Origin of the sequence: Bradyrhizobium retamae (genome assembly GCF_001440415.1) — a bacterium.
Taxonomy (GTDB): Bacteria; Pseudomonadota; Alphaproteobacteria; order Rhizobiales; family Xanthobacteraceae; genus Bradyrhizobium; species Bradyrhizobium retamae.
In genome coordinates this window covers 198,581-221,275 of the sequence record NZ_LLYA01000181.1, presented here as the reverse complement: position 1 = coordinate 221,275, position 22,695 = coordinate 198,581, and the positions used below count along the sequence as shown (strand labels likewise).

The 22,695-nt window shown below is 61.9% G+C and carries 26 protein-coding genes; 10 read left to right on the top strand and 16 right to left on the bottom strand.

The window, feature by feature from the left end:
• Nucleotides 1-11 precede the first annotated feature (11 nt).
• The 5 genes from CQ13_RS30275 to CQ13_RS30255 form a co-directional block, all read right to left on the bottom strand.
• On the bottom strand, nt 12-1,436 hold the full coding sequence (locus CQ13_RS30275) for a TRAP transporter large permease (protein WP_063800181.1): 1,425 nt from the start codon (nt 1,434-1,436) through the stop codon (nt 12-14).
• The gene (locus CQ13_RS30270) at nt 1,433-1,996 is read right to left on the bottom strand and encodes a TRAP transporter small permease subunit (protein WP_057846466.1); all 564 of its coding nucleotides are present in this window, start codon (nt 1,994-1,996) and stop codon (nt 1,433-1,435) included. Before CQ13_RS30270 ends, CQ13_RS30275 begins: the two co-directional genes overlap by 4 nt.
• A 96-nt stretch (nt 1,997-2,092) precedes the next feature.
• Nucleotides 2,093-3,199, bottom strand: a complete 1,107-nt coding sequence (locus CQ13_RS30265; RefSeq protein ID WP_057846465.1) for a TRAP transporter substrate-binding protein — start codon at nt 3,197-3,199, stop codon at nt 2,093-2,095.
• Between the two features lie 405 nt (nt 3,200-3,604).
• Nucleotides 3,605-4,558: an alpha/beta fold hydrolase gene (locus CQ13_RS30260; RefSeq protein WP_057846464.1), complete on the bottom strand. Its 954-nt coding sequence runs from the start codon at nt 4,556-4,558 to the stop codon at nt 3,605-3,607.
• A 21-nt stretch (nt 4,559-4,579) separates the two neighbouring features.
• Nucleotides 4,580-4,852: a hypothetical protein gene (locus tag CQ13_RS30255; protein WP_057846463.1), complete on the bottom strand. Its 273-nt coding sequence runs from the start codon at nt 4,850-4,852 to the stop codon at nt 4,580-4,582.
• A 643-nt stretch (nt 4,853-5,495) separates the two neighbouring features.
• On the opposite strand from CQ13_RS30255, the gene CQ13_RS30250 reads away from it, so the two are divergent.
• Nucleotides 5,496-7,604, top strand: a complete 2,109-nt coding sequence (locus CQ13_RS30250) for a methyl-accepting chemotaxis protein (RefSeq protein ID WP_057846462.1) — start codon at nt 5,496-5,498, stop codon at nt 7,602-7,604.
• Nucleotides 7,605-7,609: 5 nt separating this feature from the next.
• Here the strand turns inward: CQ13_RS30250 and CQ13_RS30245 are convergent, their stop codons facing one another.
• Nucleotides 7,610-8,221, bottom strand: a complete 612-nt coding sequence (locus CQ13_RS30245) for a class I SAM-dependent methyltransferase (protein WP_057846461.1) — start codon at nt 8,219-8,221, stop codon at nt 7,610-7,612.
• Between the two features lie 194 nt (nt 8,222-8,415).
• Here CQ13_RS30245 and CQ13_RS30240 point away from each other — a divergent pair, with 194 nt between their 5' ends.
• Nucleotides 8,416-9,045, top strand: a complete 630-nt coding sequence (locus CQ13_RS30240) for a cation efflux transmembrane domain-containing protein (RefSeq protein WP_057846460.1) — start codon at nt 8,416-8,418, stop codon at nt 9,043-9,045.
• 543 nt (nt 9,046-9,588) lie between these two features.
• Here CQ13_RS30240 and CQ13_RS30235 read toward each other — a convergent pair.
• The 5 genes from CQ13_RS30235 to CQ13_RS43555 form a co-directional block, all read right to left on the bottom strand.
• A complete protein-coding gene (locus CQ13_RS30235; RefSeq protein WP_347337068.1) occupies nt 9,589-10,167 on the bottom strand; it encodes a c-type cytochrome in 579 nt (192 codons plus the stop codon).
• A 182-nt stretch (nt 10,168-10,349) separates the two neighbouring features.
• A complete protein-coding gene (locus CQ13_RS30230) occupies nt 10,350-13,535 on the bottom strand; it encodes an efflux RND transporter permease subunit (protein WP_057846458.1) in 3,186 nt (1,061 codons plus the stop codon).
• Nucleotides 13,532-14,935, bottom strand: a complete 1,404-nt coding sequence (locus tag CQ13_RS30225; protein ID WP_057846457.1) for an efflux RND transporter periplasmic adaptor subunit — start codon at nt 14,933-14,935, stop codon at nt 13,532-13,534. The genes CQ13_RS30230 and CQ13_RS30225 overlap by 4 nt, the downstream gene beginning before the upstream one ends.
• Entirely contained in the window at nt 14,932-15,339 is a 408-nt protein-coding gene (locus tag CQ13_RS30220; protein ID WP_057846544.1) for a FixH family protein, read from the bottom strand. The genes CQ13_RS30225 and CQ13_RS30220 overlap by 4 nt, the downstream gene beginning before the upstream one ends.
• Before the next feature lie 77 nt (nt 15,340-15,416).
• Complete coding sequence (locus CQ13_RS43555) at nt 15,417-15,941, bottom strand: hypothetical protein (RefSeq protein WP_197427486.1); 525 nt, start codon at nt 15,939-15,941, stop codon at nt 15,417-15,419.
• A gap of 69 nt (nt 15,942-16,010) precedes the next feature.
• Between CQ13_RS43555 and CQ13_RS30210 the strand changes: the two genes are divergently transcribed.
• Nucleotides 16,011-16,415, top strand: coding sequence for a four-helix bundle copper-binding protein (locus CQ13_RS30210; protein WP_057846455.1), 405 nt, complete (start codon nt 16,011-16,013; stop codon nt 16,413-16,415).
• An 8-nt stretch (nt 16,416-16,423) separates the two neighbouring features.
• Here the strand turns inward: CQ13_RS30210 and CQ13_RS30205 are convergent, their stop codons facing one another.
• Entirely contained in the window at nt 16,424-17,059 is a 636-nt protein-coding gene (locus CQ13_RS30205) for a class I SAM-dependent methyltransferase (RefSeq protein ID WP_057846454.1), read from the bottom strand.
• 250 nt (nt 17,060-17,309) lie between these two features.
• Between CQ13_RS30205 and CQ13_RS30200 the strand changes: the two genes are divergently transcribed.
• Genes CQ13_RS30200 through CQ13_RS30180 form a run of 5 tightly spaced genes read left to right on the top strand, consistent with a single transcriptional unit; the run spans nt 17,310 to nt 19,277 of the window.
• Nucleotides 17,310-17,633 (top strand): ArsR/SmtB family transcription factor, encoded by a 324-nt coding sequence (locus CQ13_RS30200; protein ID WP_057846453.1) that lies wholly within the window; start codon nt 17,310-17,312, stop codon nt 17,631-17,633.
• Entirely contained in the window at nt 17,630-18,061 is a 432-nt protein-coding gene (locus CQ13_RS30195) for an SRPBCC family protein (protein ID WP_057846452.1), read from the top strand. Before CQ13_RS30200 ends, CQ13_RS30195 begins: the two co-directional genes overlap by 4 nt.
• Before the next feature lie 44 nt (nt 18,062-18,105).
• Nucleotides 18,106-18,312 carry a hypothetical protein gene (locus tag CQ13_RS30190; protein WP_057846451.1) on the top strand — a complete coding sequence of 69 codons (207 nt, stop codon included), beginning with the start codon at nt 18,106-18,108 and terminating at the stop codon, nt 18,310-18,312.
• Between the two features lie 25 nt (nt 18,313-18,337).
• A complete protein-coding gene (locus tag CQ13_RS30185; protein ID WP_057846543.1) occupies nt 18,338-18,811 on the top strand; it encodes a DUF1801 domain-containing protein in 474 nt (157 codons plus the stop codon).
• Between the two features lie 4 nt (nt 18,812-18,815).
• Complete coding sequence (locus CQ13_RS30180; protein WP_057846450.1) at nt 18,816-19,277, top strand: DUF1801 domain-containing protein; 462 nt, start codon at nt 18,816-18,818, stop codon at nt 19,275-19,277.
• Between the two features lie 148 nt (nt 19,278-19,425).
• On the opposite strand, the gene CQ13_RS30175 is transcribed toward CQ13_RS30180, so the two are convergent.
• Both CQ13_RS30175 and CQ13_RS30170 read right to left on the bottom strand, forming a co-directional pair.
• Nucleotides 19,426-19,641 (bottom strand): hypothetical protein, encoded by a 216-nt coding sequence (locus CQ13_RS30175; RefSeq protein ID WP_057846449.1) that lies wholly within the window; start codon nt 19,639-19,641, stop codon nt 19,426-19,428.
• Nucleotides 19,642-19,851: 210 nt separating this feature from the next.
• On the bottom strand, nt 19,852-20,568 hold the full coding sequence (locus CQ13_RS30170) for a Crp/Fnr family transcriptional regulator (RefSeq protein ID WP_245309408.1): 717 nt from the start codon (nt 20,566-20,568) through the stop codon (nt 19,852-19,854).
• A 152-nt stretch (nt 20,569-20,720) separates the two neighbouring features.
• On the opposite strand from CQ13_RS30170, the gene CQ13_RS30165 reads away from it, so the two are divergent.
• A complete protein-coding gene (locus tag CQ13_RS30165) occupies nt 20,721-20,924 on the top strand; it encodes a hypothetical protein (RefSeq protein ID WP_057846448.1) in 204 nt (67 codons plus the stop codon).
• Between the two features lie 17 nt (nt 20,925-20,941).
• Here CQ13_RS30165 and CQ13_RS30160 read toward each other — a convergent pair whose 3' ends face one another.
• Nucleotides 20,942-21,172 (bottom strand): DUF6894 family protein, encoded by a 231-nt coding sequence (locus CQ13_RS30160; protein ID WP_057846447.1) that lies wholly within the window; start codon nt 21,170-21,172, stop codon nt 20,942-20,944.
• A 296-nt stretch (nt 21,173-21,468) separates the two neighbouring features.
• Here CQ13_RS30160 and CQ13_RS30155 point away from each other — a divergent pair, with 296 nt between their 5' ends.
• Nucleotides 21,469-21,831 carry a hypothetical protein gene (locus tag CQ13_RS30155; RefSeq protein ID WP_057846446.1) on the top strand — a complete coding sequence of 121 codons (363 nt, stop codon included), beginning with the start codon at nt 21,469-21,471 and terminating at the stop codon, nt 21,829-21,831.
• A 229-nt stretch (nt 21,832-22,060) separates the two neighbouring features.
• Here CQ13_RS30155 and CQ13_RS30150 read toward each other — a convergent pair whose 3' ends face one another.
• The gene (locus tag CQ13_RS30150; protein WP_057846445.1) at nt 22,061-22,540 is read right to left on the bottom strand and encodes an SRPBCC family protein; all 480 of its coding nucleotides are present in this window, start codon (nt 22,538-22,540) and stop codon (nt 22,061-22,063) included.
• Nucleotides 22,541-22,695 lie beyond the last annotated feature (155 nt).

Sequence of the window (22,695 nt, the reverse complement as noted above, 5' to 3'; positions counted from 1 at the left end):
ACAACACCCGGCTACTTCTTTTTTGGTGTCGACCAGTCTTCGTCTTCCAGGGACGGTGCCCGCCTCTGCTGTTCCAGGATTTTCTTGTACTCCTCGGGGATCACCTGACTGCGGGATGCCTCGTTCAGCGTCTGCGGGAACCAGGTCGCGATGCCGGGGAAGGCGATCATCAGCCCTATGCAGATCACTTGCAGGATCATGAACTGGAGCATGCCGGCGTAAATCGTCGCTAGACTCCAGCCCTTGACCACCTGCTTGAGATAGTACGCCGACATGGCGACCGGCGGCGACAGGAAAGCAGTCTGCAGCACCACCGCAACCAATGCTCCGAACCATATGAGGTCGATGCCCATGCCCTTCACGACGGGGTAGAAGATCGGCAGGAACACCAGGATGATGGCTGGCCACTCAAACGGCCAACCCAGCAGGAAAATGAGCAACAGCACGACGATCAGCATGAGGCTGGGCGGCAACTGGAAGCCGAGCATCGTCTCGGTGATCCAGTTCGCCGAGCCGAGGCGGGCGAACACCGCACCGAAAATGTTCGACGTGACCGCCAGTAGCAGGACCATGCTCGACGTCGCCATCGTCGAGATCAGCGCCCGTTGCAGTCCGCCGAGCGAGAACCTGCGATATGCGATGGACAGGATCAGCGCGCCGGCGCTGCCGATGCCGGCAGCCTCCGTCGGCGTCGCAAGCCCGCCGATGATCGAGCCGAGCGTCGCCGTGATGAGCCCGAGCAGGGGCAGTATGCCGATGACCACCTCGCGCGCAATGTACCCCACCGAGTAGATCCGCTCGTCCATTGGCACCGGCGGCCCCAGTTTGGGGTTCAGGAAGGCGCGGCCCATCAGATAGGCGATGTAGAGGCAGGCCAGCAGCAAGCCCGGCCCGAAGGCTGCCGCATAGAGATCGGCGACCGACACCCCGAGCACCGGCCCCATCACGATCAGCATCACCGACGGGGGAATGAGAATGCCGAGCGTGCCGCCCGCAGTGATGGTGCCCGCTGAAAGCTTGGCGTCATAACCGGCCTTCATCATGATCGGCGAGGCCATGATGCCAAGAACAGTGACGGCTGCCCCGACGATGCCCGTCGCCATCGCGAATACGGCCGAGGTCAGGATGACGACGAGGAAGAGTGCGCCGCGCACTGGCGCAAGCAGCATGCGGAACGCCGTAAAAAGGCGCTCCATGAGTCCAGCCTGCTCGGTGATGAAGCCCATGAAAATGAACAGCGGCACGGCGGCCAGTATCTCCTCCTTCATCAGGCCGATGGTCTGGAAGTAGGCAAGGTTGAAGACTGTCTCGCCCATGCCCACGTAGCCGAACGAAAAGGCGAGAAACAGCAAGGTGAACGAGATTGGCACGCCGATGAAGATCGCTCCAAGCAGGACCAGAAGCATGATGAGGCCGATGAGCGCTTCTGCGGTCATATCTCGACCTTCTCCTTGTGCTCGAGCTCGACGCCGGTGCGCACCATGTAGATGCTCTTGATCAACTCGGACACGCCCTGGATCAGCAGCAAGAGGCAGGCGAGCGGCACGACGAACTTGAACGGCCACAGCAAGGGCCGCCACGGCGTCTGGTCCGACATCTCGTTGATCTGCCAGGAGTAGTGAAACTCGTTCCAGCTGATCAGCAACAGCATAAGCATGCTCGGGAAGAAGAAAACGATATAGGAGATCGTGTCGATCAAGCCCTTCCTGCGGATGGAGAACTTCTCCCAGAAGAAGTCGGTGCGGATGTGAGCGCCCTTGTGCAGCGCGTAAGCGGCGCCGAGCATGAACAGCGAGCCGTAGAGCATGTAGGTTGCGTCGTAGGCCCAAATGGTCGGCGCGTTGAACAAATAGCGCGCCCCAACCTCGTAGGCGACGGCCAGAACAAGCGGCACCGACAGCCACGAGATGATCGTGCCAGTCCGATCCGTGAAGCCGTCGATGACCCGGATTGCAGCCAGCAGCGCCGGCGACTGCCTGTCTGTCGTCTCAGCCATCCCTCACCCCACCGCCGACCGATCGCCTTGCGGCGTGACGCAGGCCGCCCGCGCGCGAATGGAGGGCGGCCGAACCGGCCGCCCTCGGATGAAGCCCTATTTCTCGACGGGGAAGTAGTAGTTTGCCATGAAAGAGTATGGCGGGAAATAGGACCGCTTGTACGGCACCACAGCGCTGGCATAGGCCTTCTGCGAGTCGTGCACCTTCTTGAAGAACGGGTTCTTGGCGCTCTCGGCCGCCGCGATCTCGTCCCACTTCTTGATAAAGGTCAGCAGGATCTCGGGCGGCGTGCGCAGGATCTGCACGCCGTGCTTCTGCTGCATCTCAGTCAGCGCATCGGCGTTTTGGCGCTGCCACTTGGTCCACCAGACGAGGAACGTCTCGTTGGCCGCCGACTTGATGATCTCCTGGTGCTGAGCGCTGAGCTCCTTCCACACATCGCCGTTGATCACGATTTCGCCGACCGTCACGTTCTCGTGCAGGCCGGGCGAATAGTGGTACTTCCAGACGTTGTGGAAGCCGAGCCGCATGTCCTCGATGCCGCCGACCCATTCCGCGCAATCGATCACGCCGCGCTGCGCGGAGGGAATGATTTCGCCGCCCGGCATGTTGACCACCGTGAAGCCGAGCGCCTGCCACACTTCGCCGGCCATGCCGGTCTGGCGGCATTTCATGCCCTTCATGTCCTCGACCGTCTGGATCGGCCTGTTGAACCAGCCGAACGCCTGCGGCCCTGCAGGCAGGATGGGGAACACGACGACGTTGAGGTTGAGCTCCTTCTGATAGAACTCGTTGTAAAGCTCGAGGCCGCCGCCGTGATAGAGCCAGCCCATCACGTCCATGAAGTCCATGCCGAACGTGCCGCCGGGACCGCCGGTGAAAAGGATTGCGGTCTTGTTCTTGCCGGTCCAGTAGCCGGCCCACGCATGCGCTCCGTCGAGCACCTTCTTGTGGGTCGCATCCAGTACCTCGAACGCCGGCACGACCTGGCCGGCGGGCATTGCTTCGATCTTCAGCGCGCCGGCCGATAGCTTGTTCACCCGCTCTGCGAAATAGGTGAAGTTATCATAGAGCGTAAGCGACGCCGGCCATGTGGCCTGCATCTTCAGCACCTTCGTCTGCGCCATGACTGCAGTGGTGGATCCGACGAACGCCGATGCGATAAGGGCAACGGCGACTAATCCCAGAAACAAGCGTTTCATGAGCAATCTCCTCCCTTGGACGACGTGACCTTGGCGATCGCTTCTCTTTGTTTCTTGTTAGTCGCCAAGCTTGAAACCACGTCTGCCACCATTCTGCCACCATCGCCTCAGGTTGTCATCTTGCTTTCTGACCGCAGCATGCGCCGGCAGACTGCTGCAGCGTGGCTGTGCGTTTGCGCGGAGTCGCGCTGATGGATTTCACCGCTGCTTGTTGCACCGCACGATTTTCCTGCCTACGTCAGTCGTAGAGCGTGCGGCGAAAGGCCTTGGAAAACAACTTGAACAAAAGGACTTGGACGATATGTCTCTGCCGCCGCCCGGCGGAGTGGCCGGCTCTCGATGCTGCACCGGCCGCCAGCACCACGTAGACGATCCAATGTCTTGTCGCGCGAGGCGCCGACCGCGCTACAGCCCCCGCACGAACGCCTCGAGCGCCGCGTTAGTCTCCTCTGGCGCCTCCTGCTGCACCCAATGTCCGATACCGGGGATGATGGTGGATCCGCGGAAAGCGGAGCAAGCTACTCCGGGGTCGGCATAAAGATCCACGCCCGGGACGAAGGCGCGCACGGGGTCACGCTCGCCGGCGATGAAGGCCGATGGCTGCTCAATACTGCGTCCGCTCAATTCGGCCAGCTCGGCAAAGTCGAGTGTCTGTGCGCGGTATCGGTTGAGTGGACCGCGAAAGCCGCCGGCCCGAAACGCTTCGACATAGACCGCCAGATCGGTCTCACCCATCCAGCCTGGAAAGGGCTGCGGATCGACGAGCCCATCCAGCAGCCGTGCCTCCGCCAGCTTCGGCTCGAGCCACTTGTTGTGAGGCGCCGCCCCGGACAGTGCAAAATACACCTTGCGCAGGGCACCGGCGATGTCCGTCTCCAGTTCGGCCTCCGCCACGCCCTCTTGCTGGAAATAGATCTGGTAGAAGAAGCGTCCCTTGTAGATGGATCGCGCAAGTTCGATGAAGGGCACGGGTCCGCGCGGACGGAACGGCACGCTCAAACCAGCCACCGCCCTGATTTTGTCGGGGTGAAACAGCGCCGTGTGCCATACGATGGGCGCGCCCCAGTCGTGGCCGAACAGAACGGCCGGGCCATCTCCCATATGCTCGATCACAGCAACGACGTCCGAGGCGAGATGACGTAGCGTGTATGCCGTGATCTCTCTCGGCTTAGAGCTCTGTCCGTAGCCGCGCACGTCAAGCGCGGCTACCCGAAAACCTCCTGCCGCAAAGTGCGCGATCTGGTGCCGCCAGGAGTACCCGAGCTCCGGGAATCCATGTACGCAGACAATCAGCGGGCCCGAGCCGCTGACGGCCACGTTGAGCTTGATCGCTCCGTTCGTCACGGTGACAAAGTCCATCGCGGTCCCCCACATTGCCCGTCATATTAGCGACATCACGCGCGCCGCGAGCGCTGGCTCACGCAGCGCAGCCTGCGGCTTGAGGAGCTGCGAGACTTCTACGGTCAGCCGGTGCACCTCGGGATCCTGCGCGGCGAATTTGGTCAAAGCCATACCATATTGCAGGCGCTGCGCGAGATCGGCGGGCCGCACGCCGCGCGTGGCGGGATAGACAAAATCGTTGACGGCAACGCCCCATGGCGTCGCGATGGTGTCCTGGATGGCAGCGAAGAAGTCACGTGCCAGGCGCTCCATGGGGCATCTTCCGTCAACAACCGGTCCAGGATCACGGCTTCCTGCGCTGCCACGCTCATACCCTGGCCGAACACTGGATTGAAGCGGCAGAGGGCATCGTAAAATCTGACACGTGTTCCTCCTGGAAAGGAGTACGTCAATGTGATCGGAAAAAATTCAAAAGGTCACGTACGCCCGACGCAGTTGCTCGGACCGACCAAGCTTATCTGATCCTTTTTGGGGCAATAGTGAAAGGCGTCACAAGTTTGGGGTGGCAGCCCGCCACCAAGAAGCGACTCTTTGGGTCATCGCACCGCTTCGCTTGCCTGCGCACCAACTGGCCACTTTGGGGAACAGCAGCCGCCTGGGACAAGGATCGTGGCAACTACTTCCCAGTCGCCTTCCGCGCGGCGAGTCTGATCTCGTCGGATGCACCGGATCGATCGTCGGAGCTTCATCCTCGCGCGGCATGCTGCCGACCCTGTCCGCGCCTGCAACTTGAGGGACGTGGCTCGTCCGAACGCGTATCAGAAAATGTCGAAAAGGCTTTCAAGACAGTACTTTGGCGTTACAACCCAGCGCTCCAATTAGCGGCTTGGTAACGGCGGGCTGGTAGTAACGAAAGAGGCCGTCATCAAGGGGCCGCCAGCCGGAAGGTATCCCCATGCATTCGAAGCGCGAGGCCCTTTCGGGCACACTCACCGTCAAGACCACCCTCGCCGTGATCGTCGGGGTGCTCGCGGTACTGGTCCTGATCTCCTGCGCCATTAACGGCGCAGATGCCTGGCGCAGCTACACGGCCGCCGTCCGCGTTGCCGAGGTGAATGCAAACGCCGATCACCTGCTCAAGGGATTAGAGAACATTCAGCTTGAACGCGGTCAGACCAACACGGCCTTGCAGGCGCCTGCCCCGGCAAATGCTCAGACCGGCGAAGTGATCCAGAAGCGCCGTTCGCAGGGCGATGCCGTGCTGGCCCCGGCGCTCCGGCAGATTGCCGCCACCGCGACGCCGGAAGGCAAGAAGCTGATTGCCGACGTCGAGCAGACCTATGAACGTGTCAAGCAGCTCCGCCGCAGCGCAGATTCCGCCCTTCAAATTCCGAAGGAGCAGCGCGATGCCGAACTGCTCAAATCCTGGTACCCGGCCGTCTCCGACCTCCTGACCCGGATTCAATCGCTCTGGACCATTGCCTCGCGCGAAATCAGCAGGGAAGACGCCATCGTCGGCGAGCTTACGATGGTCAAGCAGAGCGCTTTCTTGATGCGCGAATATGCCGGCCGCGAACGCGCCGTTCACGCCGGCAATATCTCGGCCGGCCGCGCGCTATCGGCCGAGCAGCAGCGTGACATCGCCAATTGGCGCGGGCAGGTGCAGTCGAACTGGCAGACGATACGCGATCTAACCGCCGGTGCGGCGTCGCCGCTTGTCTCTGCCGTTGCCGCCGCCGAGCAAAACTTCCTCGGCAATTTCAAGGCTCAAACCGATACGATCTACAAGGCAGGCATCGCGGGCGCCGGTTATCCGATGACGGTCCAGCAATGGTACGACGCGTCGAACCCTGCGCTGGAATCCATCGTCCGGATCAAGGATGCCGCGGTCGACGTCACCAATGTCCACGCGGCGGCCAAGGCTGCGGCGGCAAGAACCCAGCTCATTCTCGTCGCCCTCGTCACGCTGCTCGGTATCGTTGTCGGCATGGGGTCGATCTGGATACTGTCCCGGCGCGTGATCCGTCCCCTGACCGCCATGACGGCCGCCATGCAGCGCCTTGCCGGCGGCGACCTGTCGATCGACATTCCTGCGCTGGCGCGGGCTGATGAAGTTGGCGAGATGGCGCGATCAGTCGCAGTCTTCCGCGACAATGCCGTCAGGGCGAACGCACTGGCTTCCGAACAGCGAGCGGAGCAACAGAAGAAAGAGCAACGTCAACAGGTGATGGAGACGCTGACTTCAGGCTTCGACCAGAGCGCCAGCCGCGTGCTCGATGCCGTCGCGACATCGATCATCGAAATGCGTGACACCGCCGAGAGAATGGCGGCGGTCGCAACCGAAAATACCAACAAGGCCTCGGCCGTGGCGTCGGGCGCGCAGGAAACGTCGAGCAACGTGCAGACGGTAGCCACCGCCACGGAGGAATTGTCCGCGTCCGTCACCGAGATCAGCCGGCAAGTCAGCCAGTCGGCGGTGATCGCGGCAAAAGCCGTGCAGGAAGCACAGGGCACCAACGCCGAAATTCAGGGCCTTGCAGCGATGGCCCAGCGGATCGGCGACATCGTTAAGCTGATCAACAACATCGCTTCGCAGACCAATCTGCTGGCGCTCAATGCCACCATCGAAGCGGCGCGTGCCGGCGACAGTGGCAGGGGCTTTGCCGTGGTCGCGGCTGAGGTCAAGAGCCTCGCCGAGCAGACGTCAAAAGCCACCGAGGAGATCGCCTCCCAGATATCGGCGATCCAGGGAGCCACGCAGAAATCCGTCGTCTCGATCGAGGCGATCGGCAAGACCATCGGCGAAATCAGCGAGATCGCAACAACCATCGCCTCTGCGATCGAGCAACAGGGCGCGGCAACCCAGGAGATCGCGCGCAATGTGCAACAGGCTGCGGCCGGCACCCAGGAAGTGTCCGCCAATGTCGGCGGCGTCACCGAGGGCGCGGCAGCCACTGGCGCAGCGGCAAGCCAGGTCGAGACCGCCGCCGGCAATCTGTCGCGGCAGTCGCAGCAACTGCGCGAGCAGGTCGACGCGTTTCTTGATCAGGTGCGCGCGGCATAGGCTGGCTAGTTCGGCCGGGCGCTGCCTTCATACATGAAGGTCATCGCCTTCGGTCCTGGCATATAGCCGGTCTCCACCCGATCAATCCTGAAGCCTGCAGCTTCGATCATCGTGCTGATCGGTCGATTGAGGTGACAACCGCCGCTGATGCATTTCCAGGCCGGCGTCAGCCAGTCCTGCCATCGCCTCACATTCTTGTCCGGCGCCATGCCGTGCTCCACGAACAAGAGCTTGCCGCCAGGGCGAAGCACGCGCCGCATTTCGGTGAGCGCCATGGCGGCATCCGGAATGCTGCACAAGGTCCAGGTCGTCACCACCGTATCGACGCTGCGGTCATCGAGCGGAATGGCTTCCGCCGAAGCCTCGATGAAGTTGACCGGCGTACCCGGATGCAGAGCATCGCGGGCCATTGCGATGAGCTTCGGGGCCGGCTCCAGCGCCAAGAGCTCCCTCACCGGCGGCCGATAGAACGGCAAGTTGCGGCCCGAACCGATCCCGATCTCGAGCACTCGACCTTCGGCCGCGCCGATCACCCGCTCGCGATATGGCCGAAGCTGCTTGTTGCGCATCGCAAGATCGCAAACCCGCGGCAGGATGATGTCGTTGTAGAAGCCCATAACTCGTCTCCATCAGTTCTGCTCGCGCGTCCCATCAGGCCGGCGCGTAACCCCGATGATGGATTTCACGGAGCTTGTCAGGATCGTGATTGGCCAATGAATATGCAACGCAACTCTCGCACTGCTCCAGGGTCAACTGTCGCTCTCCTGGTCGCGCAATTGTGTAACACGAACTTGCGTACTACCTTCCTTGGATGGCCGATGCTTGTTGCACACCTCCGCCCCTGAACTTGGACCGGAACCGCGGCAATCCGGCTTATCGCCGGGTTCTTTGGGTGGTCCTTGGCATTAATGCCGCCATGTTCCTCGCAGAGGTCGTCGCAGGCTTGGCGGCGGGATCGGCTTCGCTCCAGGCCGACGCGCTCGATTTTCTCGGCGACGCGGGAAACTACGTGATTAGCCTCTTTGTGGTTGGGATGGCACTACGCTATCGCGCATCAGCAGCGCTTGCCAAGGGCGCTACCATGGGAGCCTTCGGCTTGTGGGTGATTGCCATGGCCATCTGGCACGCCGCACAAGGGACGCTGCCGAGTGCACTCACCATGGGTGCGATCGGTGTCATTGCCCTTGCCGCCAATGCTGCGTCATTCGGACTCCTATGGGCCTATCGCAACGGCGACGCCAATATGCGCTCGGCCTGGATTTGTACGCGTAACGACGTTCTGGGCAATCTCGCGGTACTGCTGGCCGCGCTCGGCGTGTTTGGCACCGGTACCGGTTGGCCGGATGTGATTGTCGCTTCCTGCATGGCCGGACTTGCGCTTCAAGGCGCATTCGTGGTGGTGCGCCAATCCGCTGGTGAATTGAAGGCTCAGCCAGCGTAGAAATGCGGCGTGCAAAGTGTCCGTCCTCACTCAGACAGGCGGCAGCCTCGGAAAAGCTCGGCTGCCGGTTACAGGTTCACAGCGACGTGAAAGTGCGGCGCGATAAAGCCCGACGCGCCCCTGCGCCCGTCCAACACCGCGGAGGTACCAAAGAGGAACCTTTTTCTCGGGTGCTCGTTAGACGCTGTTATTTATCGGAAAGGGCTGGGTCACTCGGCTTGCTCGCAGCTGCGACATTCACCGCATTTGGAGTCCGGTCATGATGGATCTGATGTCCGGCGGAATGATGATAGGCATGGGCCTGATCTGGCTTCTCGTCGTTGTTTTTCTGATTCTTGGGATCGCTGCGGCGGTCAAATATCTTCGCTCCCATTGAGGCTGAAGTGCTGTAAGTTACCAGCGCAACAGTCGCCGCCCAAACACCGCGCCTGCCAACGTGCGTAACCCGATCGTGCCACCCGCTCGGTTACTGCCACGAACGCTTTTGTTCGCAATCGACTAAGGAAAGCCGCGGCCGAACGGTACAGTGGTCTGTCCGGAAGTCTAGCAGCGGCGTTCAACGAACTTCATGATTTCCTCCGGCGCCGAAAAGATCACGGCAGCCCGATCACCCATCATTCCAGCGCCCAAGAGAGCCGGCGCGTCCTTCCCGGGCCCATCCTTGCTGGTATCGGTCCTGAAGCGGAGGTTACGCTCCCAGAAGGCGCGTGTTTTTCCGTCGGCTGTGGTGACACGATAGGTGTCGCGGCAATAACTGATGGTTTTGACATGAATGCCCGGTTCGAGCGCCTTGAGATTTGGATCGGCGCCACCCATCATGCCACCCATCATCCCTCCCATGCCGCCCCTCTGGCCCTGTTGCGCACTTTGGCTCGGCGCCGCGCTGGGTTTAGTGGCTTCCTTCAGGAATGCCAGGAGGTCTGCTCGGGCGGGATCTTCCTTGATGCCCTCAAACGTCATCTCGTTGCCCGGAACGAGATGCTTCGGATCGGTCAGCCATTGATCGAGCGTTCGATCATCCCACGTCAACCCGGACGATTTCAACGCATCGGAAAAGCGATCGAAGCTTGGCAGCGTACCGGCCCTGCGCCCCCATAGATCGGCAAGGCTCGGTCCCGTCATGTTGCGATCGCGCTCCAGCGAATGGCATGCTGCGCAGGCCCTGAAATTACGTTCGCCGCGAGCAGCATTGCCTTGTTGCGCATGGAGAGAAGAGAAGCTGAGAACAGCCATAAGGGCCGAAGCAGCCGCCAACCTGAAGCTCGGCATCGTACGGGAGATCGCTGCGCAAATCATGGCTCACCTCATTCGGCTGGCTCCACAACACGTGAGACTTTTTTCGTTGCAATCGCCGCGACTGACTTGCCGCTTTCGGGATCGCCAGGCAGTCCAAAGCCCTTGATGATGCCGAATACCGCCGGGATCACGATCAGCGTCAGCAATGTCGAGGAGATCATGCCGCCGATCATCGGCACCGCAATGCGCTGCATGATCTCCGAGCCGGTGCCGGTGCTCCACATGATCGGGAGCAGGCCTGCCATGATGGCCACCACCGTCATCATCTTTGGCCGCACGCGTTCGACCGCGCCCTCCATGATGGCGTCATAGAGATCGCTTCGCGTCAGCGCCTGGCCTTGGACCTGACGTCGCTTCGTGATCTCGGCCAACGCCTGATTGAGATAGATCAGCATGACGACGCCGGTCTCGGCGGCGACGCCGGCGAGTGCGATGAACCCGACTGCAACCGCGACCGAGAGGTTGAAGCCGAGCCACCACATCAGCCACAGCCCGCCGACCAGCGCGAACGGCAGCGACAGCATGACGATCATGGTCTCGGTTACCGAGCGGAAATTGAGATAGAGCAGGAGGAAAATGATGAGAAGCGTCACCGGTACGACGATCTTGAGCCGCGCGATCGCACGCTCCAGATATTCATACTGGCCGCTCCAGACCACGTAATAGCCAGCAGGAAACTGAATGCTCGCCTGCACCGCGCGTTGCGCCTCGGCGACGTAGCCGCCAAGGTCGCGGTCGCGAATATCGACATAGATGTAGGTCGCCAGTTGTCCGTTCTCGGTCCGGATCGAGCTCGGCCCACGCGCCGGTGCAACGCTGGCGACCTCGCCGAGCGGGACCGCCCCGCCGGCCGGCATCGGCACCAGGATGTCGCTTGCGATCGCCTTCGGATTGTCGCGGAGATCGCGTGGGTAGCGCATATTTACGGAGAAGCGCTGGCGGCCCTCCACGGTCGTGGTCACGGTCTGGCCGCCGAGTGCGGTAGCGATGGTGTCCTGCACGTCCTGCACCATGATGCCGTAGCGCGCCAGCGCCTCGCGGTTCGGCGTGATCTCGAGGTAGTAGCCTCCGAGGCCGCGCTCGGCATAGGCCGAGGACGTGCCCGGGACGGCTTTGAGCACCTGTTCGATCTGCTTGGCGAGCGTCTCGATCCCGGCGAGATCGGTCCCCATGACCTTAACGCCAATCGGCGTGCGGATGCCGGTCGAGAGCATGTCGATGCGCGCCTTGATGGGCATGGTCCAGGCGTTGGAAACGCCGGGAAACTGCAGCGCCTTGTCCATTTCGGCGATCAGGCCGTCGATCGTCATGCCATTGCGCCACTGCTCCTTCGGCTTGAGATTGACCACCGTCTCGAACATTTCGGACGGCGCCGGATCGGTCGCGGTCGCCGCCCGTCCAGCCTTTCCGTAGACCGAGGCGACCTCGGGAAACGATCGGATGATCCGGTCTTGCGTCTGCATCAGTTCGGACGCTTTCGTCACCGAGATCCCCGGCAGGGTTGTCGGCATGTAGAGCAGCGTGCCCTCGTTGAGATTTGGCATGAACTCGGTGCCGAGCTGGCGCGCCGGCCAGATAGAGGCAGCGAGCACGCCAAGTGCAAGCAGGACTACCAGCGTCTTGGCCCGCAGCACGGTCTTGATCACGGGTCTATAGACCCAGATCAGAAAACGGTTGATCGGGTTCTTGTGCTCGGGGACGATCTTGCCGCGAACAAAGATCACCATCAGTGCCGGCACCAGCGTGATCGATAGCAATGCTGCCGCCGCCATCGCAAAGGTCTTGGTGAAGGCGAGCGGACTGAACAGCCGGCCTTCCTGCGATTCCAGCGTGAAGATCGGCATGAAGGACACGGTGATGATCAAAAGGCTGAAGAACAGCGCGGGGCCGACCTCGGCGGCCGCCTCGATCAGGATTGTGACGCGCGATTTGCCCGGCTCGGCGCGCTCGAGATGCTTGTGCGCGTTCTCGATCATGACGATCGCCGCGTCGACCATGGCGCCGATTGCGATCGCGATGCCGCCGAGGCTCATGATGTTGGAGCCTAAGCCTAGGAGCTTCATGGCGCCGAACGCCATCAGCACGCCGACCGGGAGCATCAGGATCGCGACCAGCGCGCTACGGACATGCAGCAGGAACACAATGCACACCAACGCGACGACGATGCTTTCCTCGACCAGCGTGTGCTTCAACGTATCGATCGCAGCGTAAATCAGGTTCGAGCGGTCGTAGACCGGCACGATCTCGACCGATTTCGGCAGGCTGGTCGCGATCTCCTTGAACCGCTTCTTGACGTTCTCGATGACATCGAGCGCATTCACGCCGAAGCGCTGCAGCACGATGCCGCTCGCCACCTCGCCCTCGCCGTTGAGGTCGGCGATGCCGCGCCTTTCGTCCGGACCAAGCTCGACGCGCGCAACGTCGCGCACCAGCACCGGCGTTCCGTTGTCGGTCTTCAGCACGATGTTGCCGAGATCATTGATGCTCTTCAGGTACCCCTTCCCGCGGATTACGTATTCGAATTCCGAGAGCTCGACAGTGCGGCCGCCCACATCGGCATTGGAGGCGCGGATCGCCTCGCGCATCTTCTGCATGGTGATGCCGCGATCGCGCATCCGCTGCGGGTCGAGTATCACGTTGTACTGCTTGACGAATCCGCCGACGCTTGCGATCTCGGCCACACCCTCGGCCTTCGCTAGCGCGAATTTCAGGTTCCAGTCCTGGATCGCGCGAGTATCCGCGAGATTCAGTTCCTTGGATATCACCGCATATTGGTACACCCACCCCACTCCGGTCGCGTCGGGACCGATGCTCGGCGTGACTCCGGACGGCAATCGCGAAGCGGCGCTGTTGAGAAACTCCAGCACACGCGAGCGCGCCCAGTAGATGTCGGTACCATCCTCGAAGATGACGTAGACGAAGGAGACGCCGAAGAAGGAAAAGCCGCGCACCACCTTCGATTTCGGCACCGTCAACATCGCGGTGGTGAGCGGATAGGTGACCTGGTCTTCGATCACCTGAGGCGCCTGCCCCGGATACTCCGTGTAGACGATCACCTGAGTGTCGGAGAGGTCCGGAATGGCATCCAATGGCAGATGGACGAGAGCGTAGATGCCGGCCGCAGCGGCGAAGCCGCTGCCGAATAGCACCAGCAGGAGGTTACGAGCCGACCAAGCGATCAAGCGGGCAATCATGGCTGAGCTCCCTCGGCGAAGCCCTTGAGTGCCGCCTTCAGGTTGCTTTCTGCATCGATTAGAAAATTGGCCGAGATGACGACGGGCTCTCCGTCTTTTAGCCCGCTGCGGATTTCGACGAGTCCGTCTCCCCGACGGCCGATCTTGACCTCGCGGGGCTCGAATCGTCCCTCACCCTTGTCAACTAGAACGACCTGGCGCGCCCCCGTATCTAGCACCGAGCTGTCGGGAACGGCCAAAACAGGCTCCGCGCCGCCAATCTCGACGTCCGCGTCCACATACATGTCCGGCAGCAATGCGAGGTCCGAATTTGCGAGTTCGATGCGAACACGGGCTGTCCGTGTCTCGCGGTTGACCTGGGGATAAATGACCGAGATCTTTCCGGAGAAGTCCCGCCCCGGGAAGCTGCGCGCGCGCACGGTTACGCCTTGTCCGACCGCAAGCGAGCCGAGATCACGCTCGGCTATGTCAATTATCGCCCAGACCACCGACGTATCCGCAACGCGGAAGAGCACGTCGCCCGGTTGAGCTCGCATACCCTGGACGGCGTTGCGTTCCAGCACGATGCCGTCCCGTGGGGCCGACCAGGCGACAGTCACCGGGACGACCCGCGTTTTCTCGACCTCGCTGATTACCGCTTCGGGCACGTCAAGGTTCATCAACCGCTGCCGTGAACCGCGTCCGTAGGAGGGTTCGCCCGCCGTCGTCTTGGACGTCAATGTCGTCACATACTCTGCGGCCGCACTGGAAACAGCCGGACTGTAGACCTGCATCAGCGGCTGCCCCTTCTTGACAAAGGTGCCAGTCGTGACGTCGGCAACTGTTTGCAGGTAGGTTTCCGCGCGCATCGCGATGACTGAGACTCGACGCTCGTCGAGTTGGATCGTGCCTGGCGCCCGCACGACCGTCCGGATCGGGCGAGTGGCCGCCGGCTCCGATTTGACGCCGGTGCGCTGAATCTTTCCCGGCGAGACCTTGACCGATCCGTCATCGCTGTCCTCGCCCTCATAGACGGGGATGTAGTCCATCCCCATCGAATCCTTCTTGGGCGTCGGCGAAACATCCGGCAGCCCCATCGGGTTACGGTAATACTTGACCTTGCGGTCGGTGGGCGGAGCCGCGGCGCTTTCCAGCGGCGGATCGTCAAAACTGATGTCGGCGCCCCGCGGGACGGCGCGGTAGTCGCGGCCATCGGCCGTCTTCTTCGGCGTCAGCGAGTAGAACGGCTTGCCGTCCGGATCCTGATAGTAGATCGCGGCGCCCGCCGGTTCGCTCGCCTGGGCCATGACGTGGGCATGCTCGGTCTCGCCGCGCGGCCAGAGATAGGGACGCGCGAAAACGCCAGCGATCACGGCAGCGGTGACGGCAGCAGCGAGCGCTATCTGAGCTGACCGGTTCATTTGTCGGCCTGAATGACGAGCTTGTTGTCGACCGTGCCGGTTTCGCCCTGCACTTTTGCGCCGAGCGACAATTGCCAGCGCCCGGCCATGCTGAAATCGGCCTTGAAGCGGTAGGTGCCCGGCTCCGATCCCGGCAGCGGCGTAAGCTCGGTCACCATCTCTTGCATCGCATCCGGCGCCATATCGAGACGCGTCGCAAAGATCACCGCGTCCGGAACGGCCTTGCCGGTTGTCTTGTCGACGAGCTTGACGGCGAACGTCCTGTCGCGACCGGTCTTCACCGTCGGTTCGACGAGCTTGAACTCGTAGTTTTTGATATCGGCGAGCGCGACGGTCGCGGCGCATGTCAGGGCAGCGCCGGTCAGCGCAACCCGCAGGCCGCGCGAAAACTGATTAGCCTTCATCATGGTATCCTCGATCTACTGGTCAGCCGCTATGGCGGCATGGCGCGGACGCCACGAAGCGCCGCGAGATTCCGGCGTTACGCCGAAAGGACCAGGAACCGGGGAGGTTTTGGCGGAGGTGAGTACCCGAGGCTTTCCACTTCCGGATCGCTGCCAGGCAGCAGCGTGCGAAGAGTCACGGGTTGGATTCCGGCAATGCCGGCCTGCAGCGGCGCCTGCAACGTCGTCGATACGCAAAGCGCCATCAACGGGCACTGGTCGCAATCGACCGGCGCCGACTTCTCCGGGCAGCACGGCATGTCGTCTGACATGGCCGCGTCATCGGACGTCGCCGTCATGGCCATTGGTGCCATGGCGCCCGTATTCGCCCGCGCCGTGAGCGGGGCGATGACGAGGCTGATGATCACAAAAATCGCCAGCAGCTGGCAAAGGTGAATTGAGTATTTCACGGATCCAGTTTCGCACATCCCGGCCCATGATGGGAAGCGGAGTTCCATCACGAAACCGCGGGTTTCGTTAACGTATGCCAGCGGACGAAGATCGCATTGCGATGAATCAAAGCCCCTGCCCCCCAATTCATATTGGCCGGCTGCCCAGAACATTTTTCAACGCTGCGACTTGAGCCAGCGACCGCCCCCGGCGGTGGTCTGTCCTCAGCAAGGAGCCCAGCCATGTACGCCCGTGAAATGATTGGCACCCACCCGGCCGTCCAAGGCCAGATCAGCGACGCCCTGATCCGTTGCATCGAGGAATGCTACTCCTGCGCCCAGACCTGCACCTCCTGCGCCGACGCCTGCCTGTCGGAGCGCATGGTACAGGACCTTACCCAGTGCATCCGGCTCGACCAGGATTGCGCCGATATCTGCAATATCACCGGCCGCATCATGACCCGCCGAACGGGTTTCGACGACGAAGTGATGCGCCGCATGCTCAGCGTCTGCGCCGCCGCCTGCCGGCTATGCGCGGAGGAATGCCAGCGGCACGCAGCCATGCACGAACATTGCCGCATCTGCGCGGAAAGCTGCCGCCGCTGCATGGAAGCTTGCCAGGAGGTCTCACGCGGCATGGCGCACTAGCGCGGCGATCAGCCCTCGCGCCGGAACACGCTGAACTGAAAAGCCTGCCGGGACTCCCAAGGGGTAGCGTGCTCGTGCCGCTGCGTATGGACCAGCTTGAACGCGGCGCCGAGCGTCCGTCCGAGACTCTCGCTGTCGTAGCGCGCGACCGGGAGGCCGCTGCACTTTTCAGGGCCGTCGAGCGCAAAAGTGGCGATGATGGCGTGCCCGCCGATCTTCAGGCCCCGCTTGAGGCGCTCAATGTAGGCGGCGCGATCGGCTGGGTCGGTGAGAAAGTGGAACGCTGCCCGATCGTGCCAGATGTCGTAGGGCCTCCCCGGCTCCCAGGTCGTTGCGTCCGCGACGATCCAGCTAACCCGCTCGGCGCTGGCGCCAAGGTGGCTCTCCAGGCGGCGCTTGGCAGCGGCCAACGCCGCGGCGGAAAGATCGAGCACGGTGACATCCTCAAATCCCTGCTCGACGAGACTGTCGACCAGCCGCGAGGCGCCGCCGCCGATGTCGATGATGGCCGACTTGTGCGTCACCCCCGCCCGCACGATCAGGTCGAGCGAAGGAGCCGGGCTTTGCTGAAACCAGCTAACCTCGTTCTCGCCCTTTGTCGTGTAAACGTTCTCCCAATGGGCCTGGCGGCCGGCGTCTTTCATGAGCCCTCACCTCCTCGCTCATAAGTGGCCATGGGTCCCGTCCTCGACAATGAGCCGATGGTCAGGTCGTCGGCGCGTTTGTACCCGCAGCCCCGGGCCACAGGTAGCGATGACGCATAACCAATGGGTCTCATAATTTCACAAGCAGGCGCCGCGCTTTCGTGCCGTATTGAGGCTCAAGTTCCCGCTTGACCAATTCATATCTCAGCGGTTATGCATTAATCCATAACCAAGAGGTTATCGATTCCAGATGCCGAACGCCCACGATATGCTGTTTCGAACCCTCGCCGACCCTACCCGTCGGGCGATCTTCGAGCGGCTGTGCCGCGAAGGGGAGCAGACGGTCGGGGCCCTGACGGCCCGGGCCGGGATCTCGCAGCCGGCGGTCTCGAAGCATCTTGGCGTTCTGAAACAGGCGGGACTGGTGCGCGATCGCCACGAAGGCCGCCAGACGCATTATAGCGCGCAGCTCGGCGCCCTTGCCCCGCTGATCGACTGGACAAGCGAGATGGCCGGCTTCTGGCAGAGGCGGTTCGACGATCTCGAAGACCTACTCAAACGGATGGACCAATGACCAATCGTGCGACCGAAACGCGTTCCGTCGTTGTCGAACGCGAAATAGCTCATCCGCCGGAAAAGCTGTGGCGCGCGCTGACGCAACCGCACCTGATCGAGGAGTGGCTGATGAAGAACGACTTCAAGCCGACTGTTGGCCATCGCTTCAATCTTCGCGGCGAATGGGGCGGCGTGCTCGACTGCGAGGTCCTCGCCATCGAGCCGAACAAGACGCTCTCCTACACCTGGAATTTCAAGCACGACGATGCGGCCTACGATCTGCAGAGCGTGGTGACGTTTACGCTCACGCCAACGCGCACGGGGACCCTCCTGCGCATGGAGCAGTCGGGTTTCCGGCCGGATCAGAAGCAGGCCTATGGCGGCGCCCACGCCGGATGGCAGCAATTCTTCGCGAAGCTGGAAGAGCTCGTCGCGCGGACGGACTGAAATCCGCAGCGTTACGCTTCCACTCGCTTTCAAAGGAGGTCGCATTGAATTGGAATAACTGGGTTCGGCAAATCCACCGCTGGCTGTCGATCGCCTTTACGGCGACCGTCATCGCCAACTTCGTCACCATGGGATTGGGGGAACCTCCGACCTTGGTTGTCTACTCGCCGCTGCTCCCGCTGTTTTTGCTCCTGTTCACGGGTCTGTACATGTTCGTGCTACCCTATGCCGCCAAATGGCGCAGCGGCTGACGCAGCGGCGACAGGGATCAACGCGATGGCGCAAACGACATCGAGAAGGCCGGCGAAGGCCGCGAAGAAGGCCGCGGCCAAGCGGCCCGCAGCAACAAAGCCTACCCTCCTCTCAGGCGGCAATCCTCAGATCGCAAAGGGATACGGCGATGCCCCCGTGCAGGCCTACATCGCGGCCATGCCGGGTTGGAAACGCGACGTCGGGCGCCACCTCGACGCGCTGATCGTCCGCACCGTCCCCGGCGTGCACAAGGCGGTCAAATGGAACACGCCCTTTTATGGCGTCGAGGACCAGGGCGGCTGGTTCATCGCCTTCCATTGCTTCACCAAGTACGTCAAAGTGACCTTCTTCCGCGGCACGTCGCTCCACCCTCTTCCGCCCGGCGAGTCCAAGCACAAGGAAGTGCGCTATCTCGACATCTATGAGGACGGCCTTGACGAAGCGCAGCTTGTTGCCTGGGTGAAGCAGGCGAGCCAATTGCCCGGCGAACGATTGTGAGCGTATGACAACAGCCAAGAAGAAAGCCACAATGAAGAAGAGCGGCGCGAGCGAAGCAAAAGGTGGAAGCTCTCCCTCTCAGCACATCGATGCGCGGATCAAGGAGTTGGGCGATTGGCGCGGCGAGATGCTTGCGCGGATCCGAAGCATCATCAAGCAGGCCGATCCCGAAGTGGTCGAGGAGTGGAAGTGGCGCGGCGTTCCGGTGTGGGAACACGACGGCATCATCTGTACCGGAGAGACCTACAAGGCGGCCGTGAAGATGACCTTCGCCAAGGGCGCCTCGCTGGAGGATCCGTCAGGCCTCTTCAACTCCAGCCTGGAGGGCAATACCCGGCGCGCCATCGATTTCCATGAAGGCGACAAGATCGACGAAAAGGCATTGAAGGCGCTCATTCGCGAGGCCGTGGCACTGAATACGTCGAAGCGTCCCGCCAGCGCTCGGAAGAAATCAAAGAGCGCTTGAGCAAGCGAAGGCGGCTCGCGCCTTTTCGGTTCTGATTGAATCAGAACCGGGCTCTAGATTCTTGTTCTGACGCGTTTTCCTGACACGAACCGGTGTCCCACCCCGGATCAAGTCCGGGGCAGGCTTTCGCTGAAAAACGCTATAGCTATCATCGAGGATGAAGCTGCAGTTCCAGCAAAGCGAGCCGTTGCAGGACAACCGGGTCACGCTCTCCGCTGTGAGCGGCGCGCAGGATCGCCTCCGCGATCAATTGAACGTGGTGGGAATGGACGGGCTCCGGGAGCGTAGCGACGGCGGCGTCAAGCGCCTGCTCCATCACCGAGATGACCTCGGGCGGGAACGACGCGTTTGCAAAATCCTTCATGGCCTGCGGCTAAAAGAAAGCGGTCGCCGATGCGCCCTGTAACGGGACTGCATCGGCAGCCGCTCGAGTTCATGTGTCTATCCCTGACACAGATTGCATAATTTTCCCGAGTTTAAATCGTTCCAATGACGCGAACAAAATCGCTGCGTCGATCGACCCAAGCGCGGCTGGACCAGCGGCTGGACCACCGCCACCGCACGATCGGACGCTTCAGGCGGCTGGATCCTGGTGCAGGTAACGGTCGTCAAACTGCGCCAATTCCGCAAGCCTTGTTTCGTCGAGCACGTGCACTTGCCCCCGGCTGACGTCGACGATCCCGTCCTCGCGCAGTTGCCTGATGATGCGGTTCGCATGCACTGGCGTGATGCCCAGCGCCTCGCCAATCTGCTCCTGGGTAAGCGGGAATTCGAACGTGGCAGGCTCCGTGCCTCCCCTGACTGAAAGAAGGCGCCTGCGAAGTTCGAGCGCGATATGGACAAGTCGGGCCGGCGCCGGCCGCTGGCCGACATTGACGATCCACTCCCGAAATATCGCGGCATCGATCAAGGTGTCGCGCCAGAGCGCATCCGCGACATTGGGTCTCGCATGCGTCAGGGTTCGCAGCGAAGCATGGCTGATGAACCCCAGCGTCGAGGGGACCAGCGTGGAGAGATCATGATCCATCCTGTGCAGGTGCAAGCTCTGAAGGTCGGGAATATCGCCGGGGATATGGATCGAGAGAATTTGCCGCTGGCCGGCCTCCGTCGATTTGGAGCGGATACAGAAGCCCTCGATGATCAGACAGCATTCCGACGGACGTTCGCCGTCAGATACGATTGCTCTTGCGCCTGCCCAGTGACGAACTGCAATCGGAAGCGAACGGATCGCGGCAATGTCGGCCGGATCGAGTTTCGAGACGGTTTCGAGCCGCCGCAACAAGCTTGCCACTACCGAATCCCGATCCACGCGCCTGTCCTGTTCGATTGAATGATCTCCTGCCTCTGAGACGAACGAAACCTGCCCGATGCCGGTTCCAAACAAAGGTTAAGGATAGGATTGCCGAGACGTGGGAGGGTCGAAGCCAGCAAGGAGATCCGTCCATGAAGAAAAAGCGTAATCGCAGCCGCCCGGCACTTCCGCTTCAGGAGCGCCTCAAGCAACTTGCCTTTCGCGCCCGCGAAAAGGCCGAGAGCTCACCGCCAGGACAGGAGCGTGATCGCTTGATACGGGCGGCGGTCGCGACCGAGTCGGCAGCGGTCATCGAACGCTGGCTGACGTCGCCTGGATTGCAGCGCCCGAAATAGCGCTGCGGTCTTCCGGCCTATCTGGATTTGTCGGCGCAGACGTGAATGACGTACAGCGGATTTGCGAATTCGTCGGTGACCTCCATCCGCCAGTCCTTGCCCGGACGCAGCCTCCCATCGAGATCCTGGATGATCTGCCCCGCCGTCACGATCGCCTCCCGCCAGGCGGCTTGCAGATCGGGCAGTTCCTCGCCTTCTTTATCGAGTTCTGCCCTGTCGTGATACACGTTGAAGAAGTAACGCGGCATGAGGACTGTTCCTTAATGTTGGGCCGCCTTTCGCTCGATCCGTACGCCTTTGAGCTTCGCGGTCGCTTTTTTCGGGCTGGCTTCCTCACCGCCATGTCCGTCTTCTACGTCGGCTGCATGACACAGTAGTGAAGTCACGACCCTGCTAAATGTTCCTGTGCCGGAACGCAGCCGCGGCGCGTGCTTGCGATGGCAAGAACAGCGGTGCGCTGTGCGGCCGTCCGCCTATCGGCCCGATATGGAACGAATCGAAAAAAGCGGGCTTGATTCCCCGTTCTGCAGTCCGGGAGTTGTTGATGCGTACCGCCGGCTCGGGTCCGTCGATTGTGCCACACGGTGACGAGCACAACGTCTATATCGTCGAGCATGACTCCCGCGAGCACGGCCGGGTCTGGGCAGAAGTCAGTTCCGAGAGCCCGGGATTCGAGCCGGTTGTAATGTACCTGCTCACCGGCCAGTACACCAATCCGATCCGGGTGGTTGCTTTCAACATCGCCGCGGGGTGGTGTCGTGACGCTTCGGTGGAAGTCGCGCACGAGCTGCGGCGACGCTGCGACCTCCAGCTACGCGACATTCCGTTTTTCCTGCAGGATTTTGTCGATCGCTACGAGGGTCGCTATCAGGACATCCAGTTGCCGCTGCCGATGCGGCTGTACTAAGGCCTGTTGGGATTCATGGTGATGCGATGACGGTGGCGGCGAGATGGATGTCCGACCGGATCGGACCAGATTAACCATCTGACTGCGAAACTCCGCCTGCTACGGCGATCGACGCCGAGGCATGGAACTCCTCCCTCAACGGAAAAGGTGTCCACGCAACCGGGTCAAGTACACGCTGGCCAGCGCCTCCACACACACGTTTTTGTCCAGCTTGCGACGTGCCGATCGTCTATCCGCCTTCCAGGTAGTGTGCCTTCTGCGACGGGTAGTAATCTTCGAAGGACGGCAGCGCCTTGCCTTCACGCGCGGCGACCAGCATGTCGAGGTAGTACTCCCAGCCAGGCCCTACGTCGCCCGCGAGTTTCCGGTCGCTCAGGTGCTGCACAAAGCGCAGCTCGGTCGTGTCGTCCGTCTGCGTCAACGTCAGCTCGATGCGCCACTCGCCGTAGTCATCCTTCATCGTGACGACTAGGCGGCGCGGCGCCTCGCATTCTTCGATCGTCACGTTGGTCCACGGCTGGCCCTTCTCATGGACCAGTTGCAGCCGCACGATCTTGCCCGGGCCGGCGTCGCCTTCCCAACTGCCGAACCAGAGCGCGGTGTTCTCGGACTTCGTCACGCTCGTCCAGACGTCATCGATGGGTGCGCGGAACGTGCGCGTGAGGATCAGATCGTTGCCACGAACGTGGCCGGTGGGCTTGGGGCTCATGCCGTCTCCTTTTTCTTGTCGTTCGCGGATTCGCGAGCTTACAGCACACGCCGCCGCGCACCTACCTGTACACGGCAACTGCTCTCTCTGCGAGAGCGATCGTCACCCGTATGGGCGGAAGCCGCTCGCGGATTCCGGTCGCATCGCGACTAGAG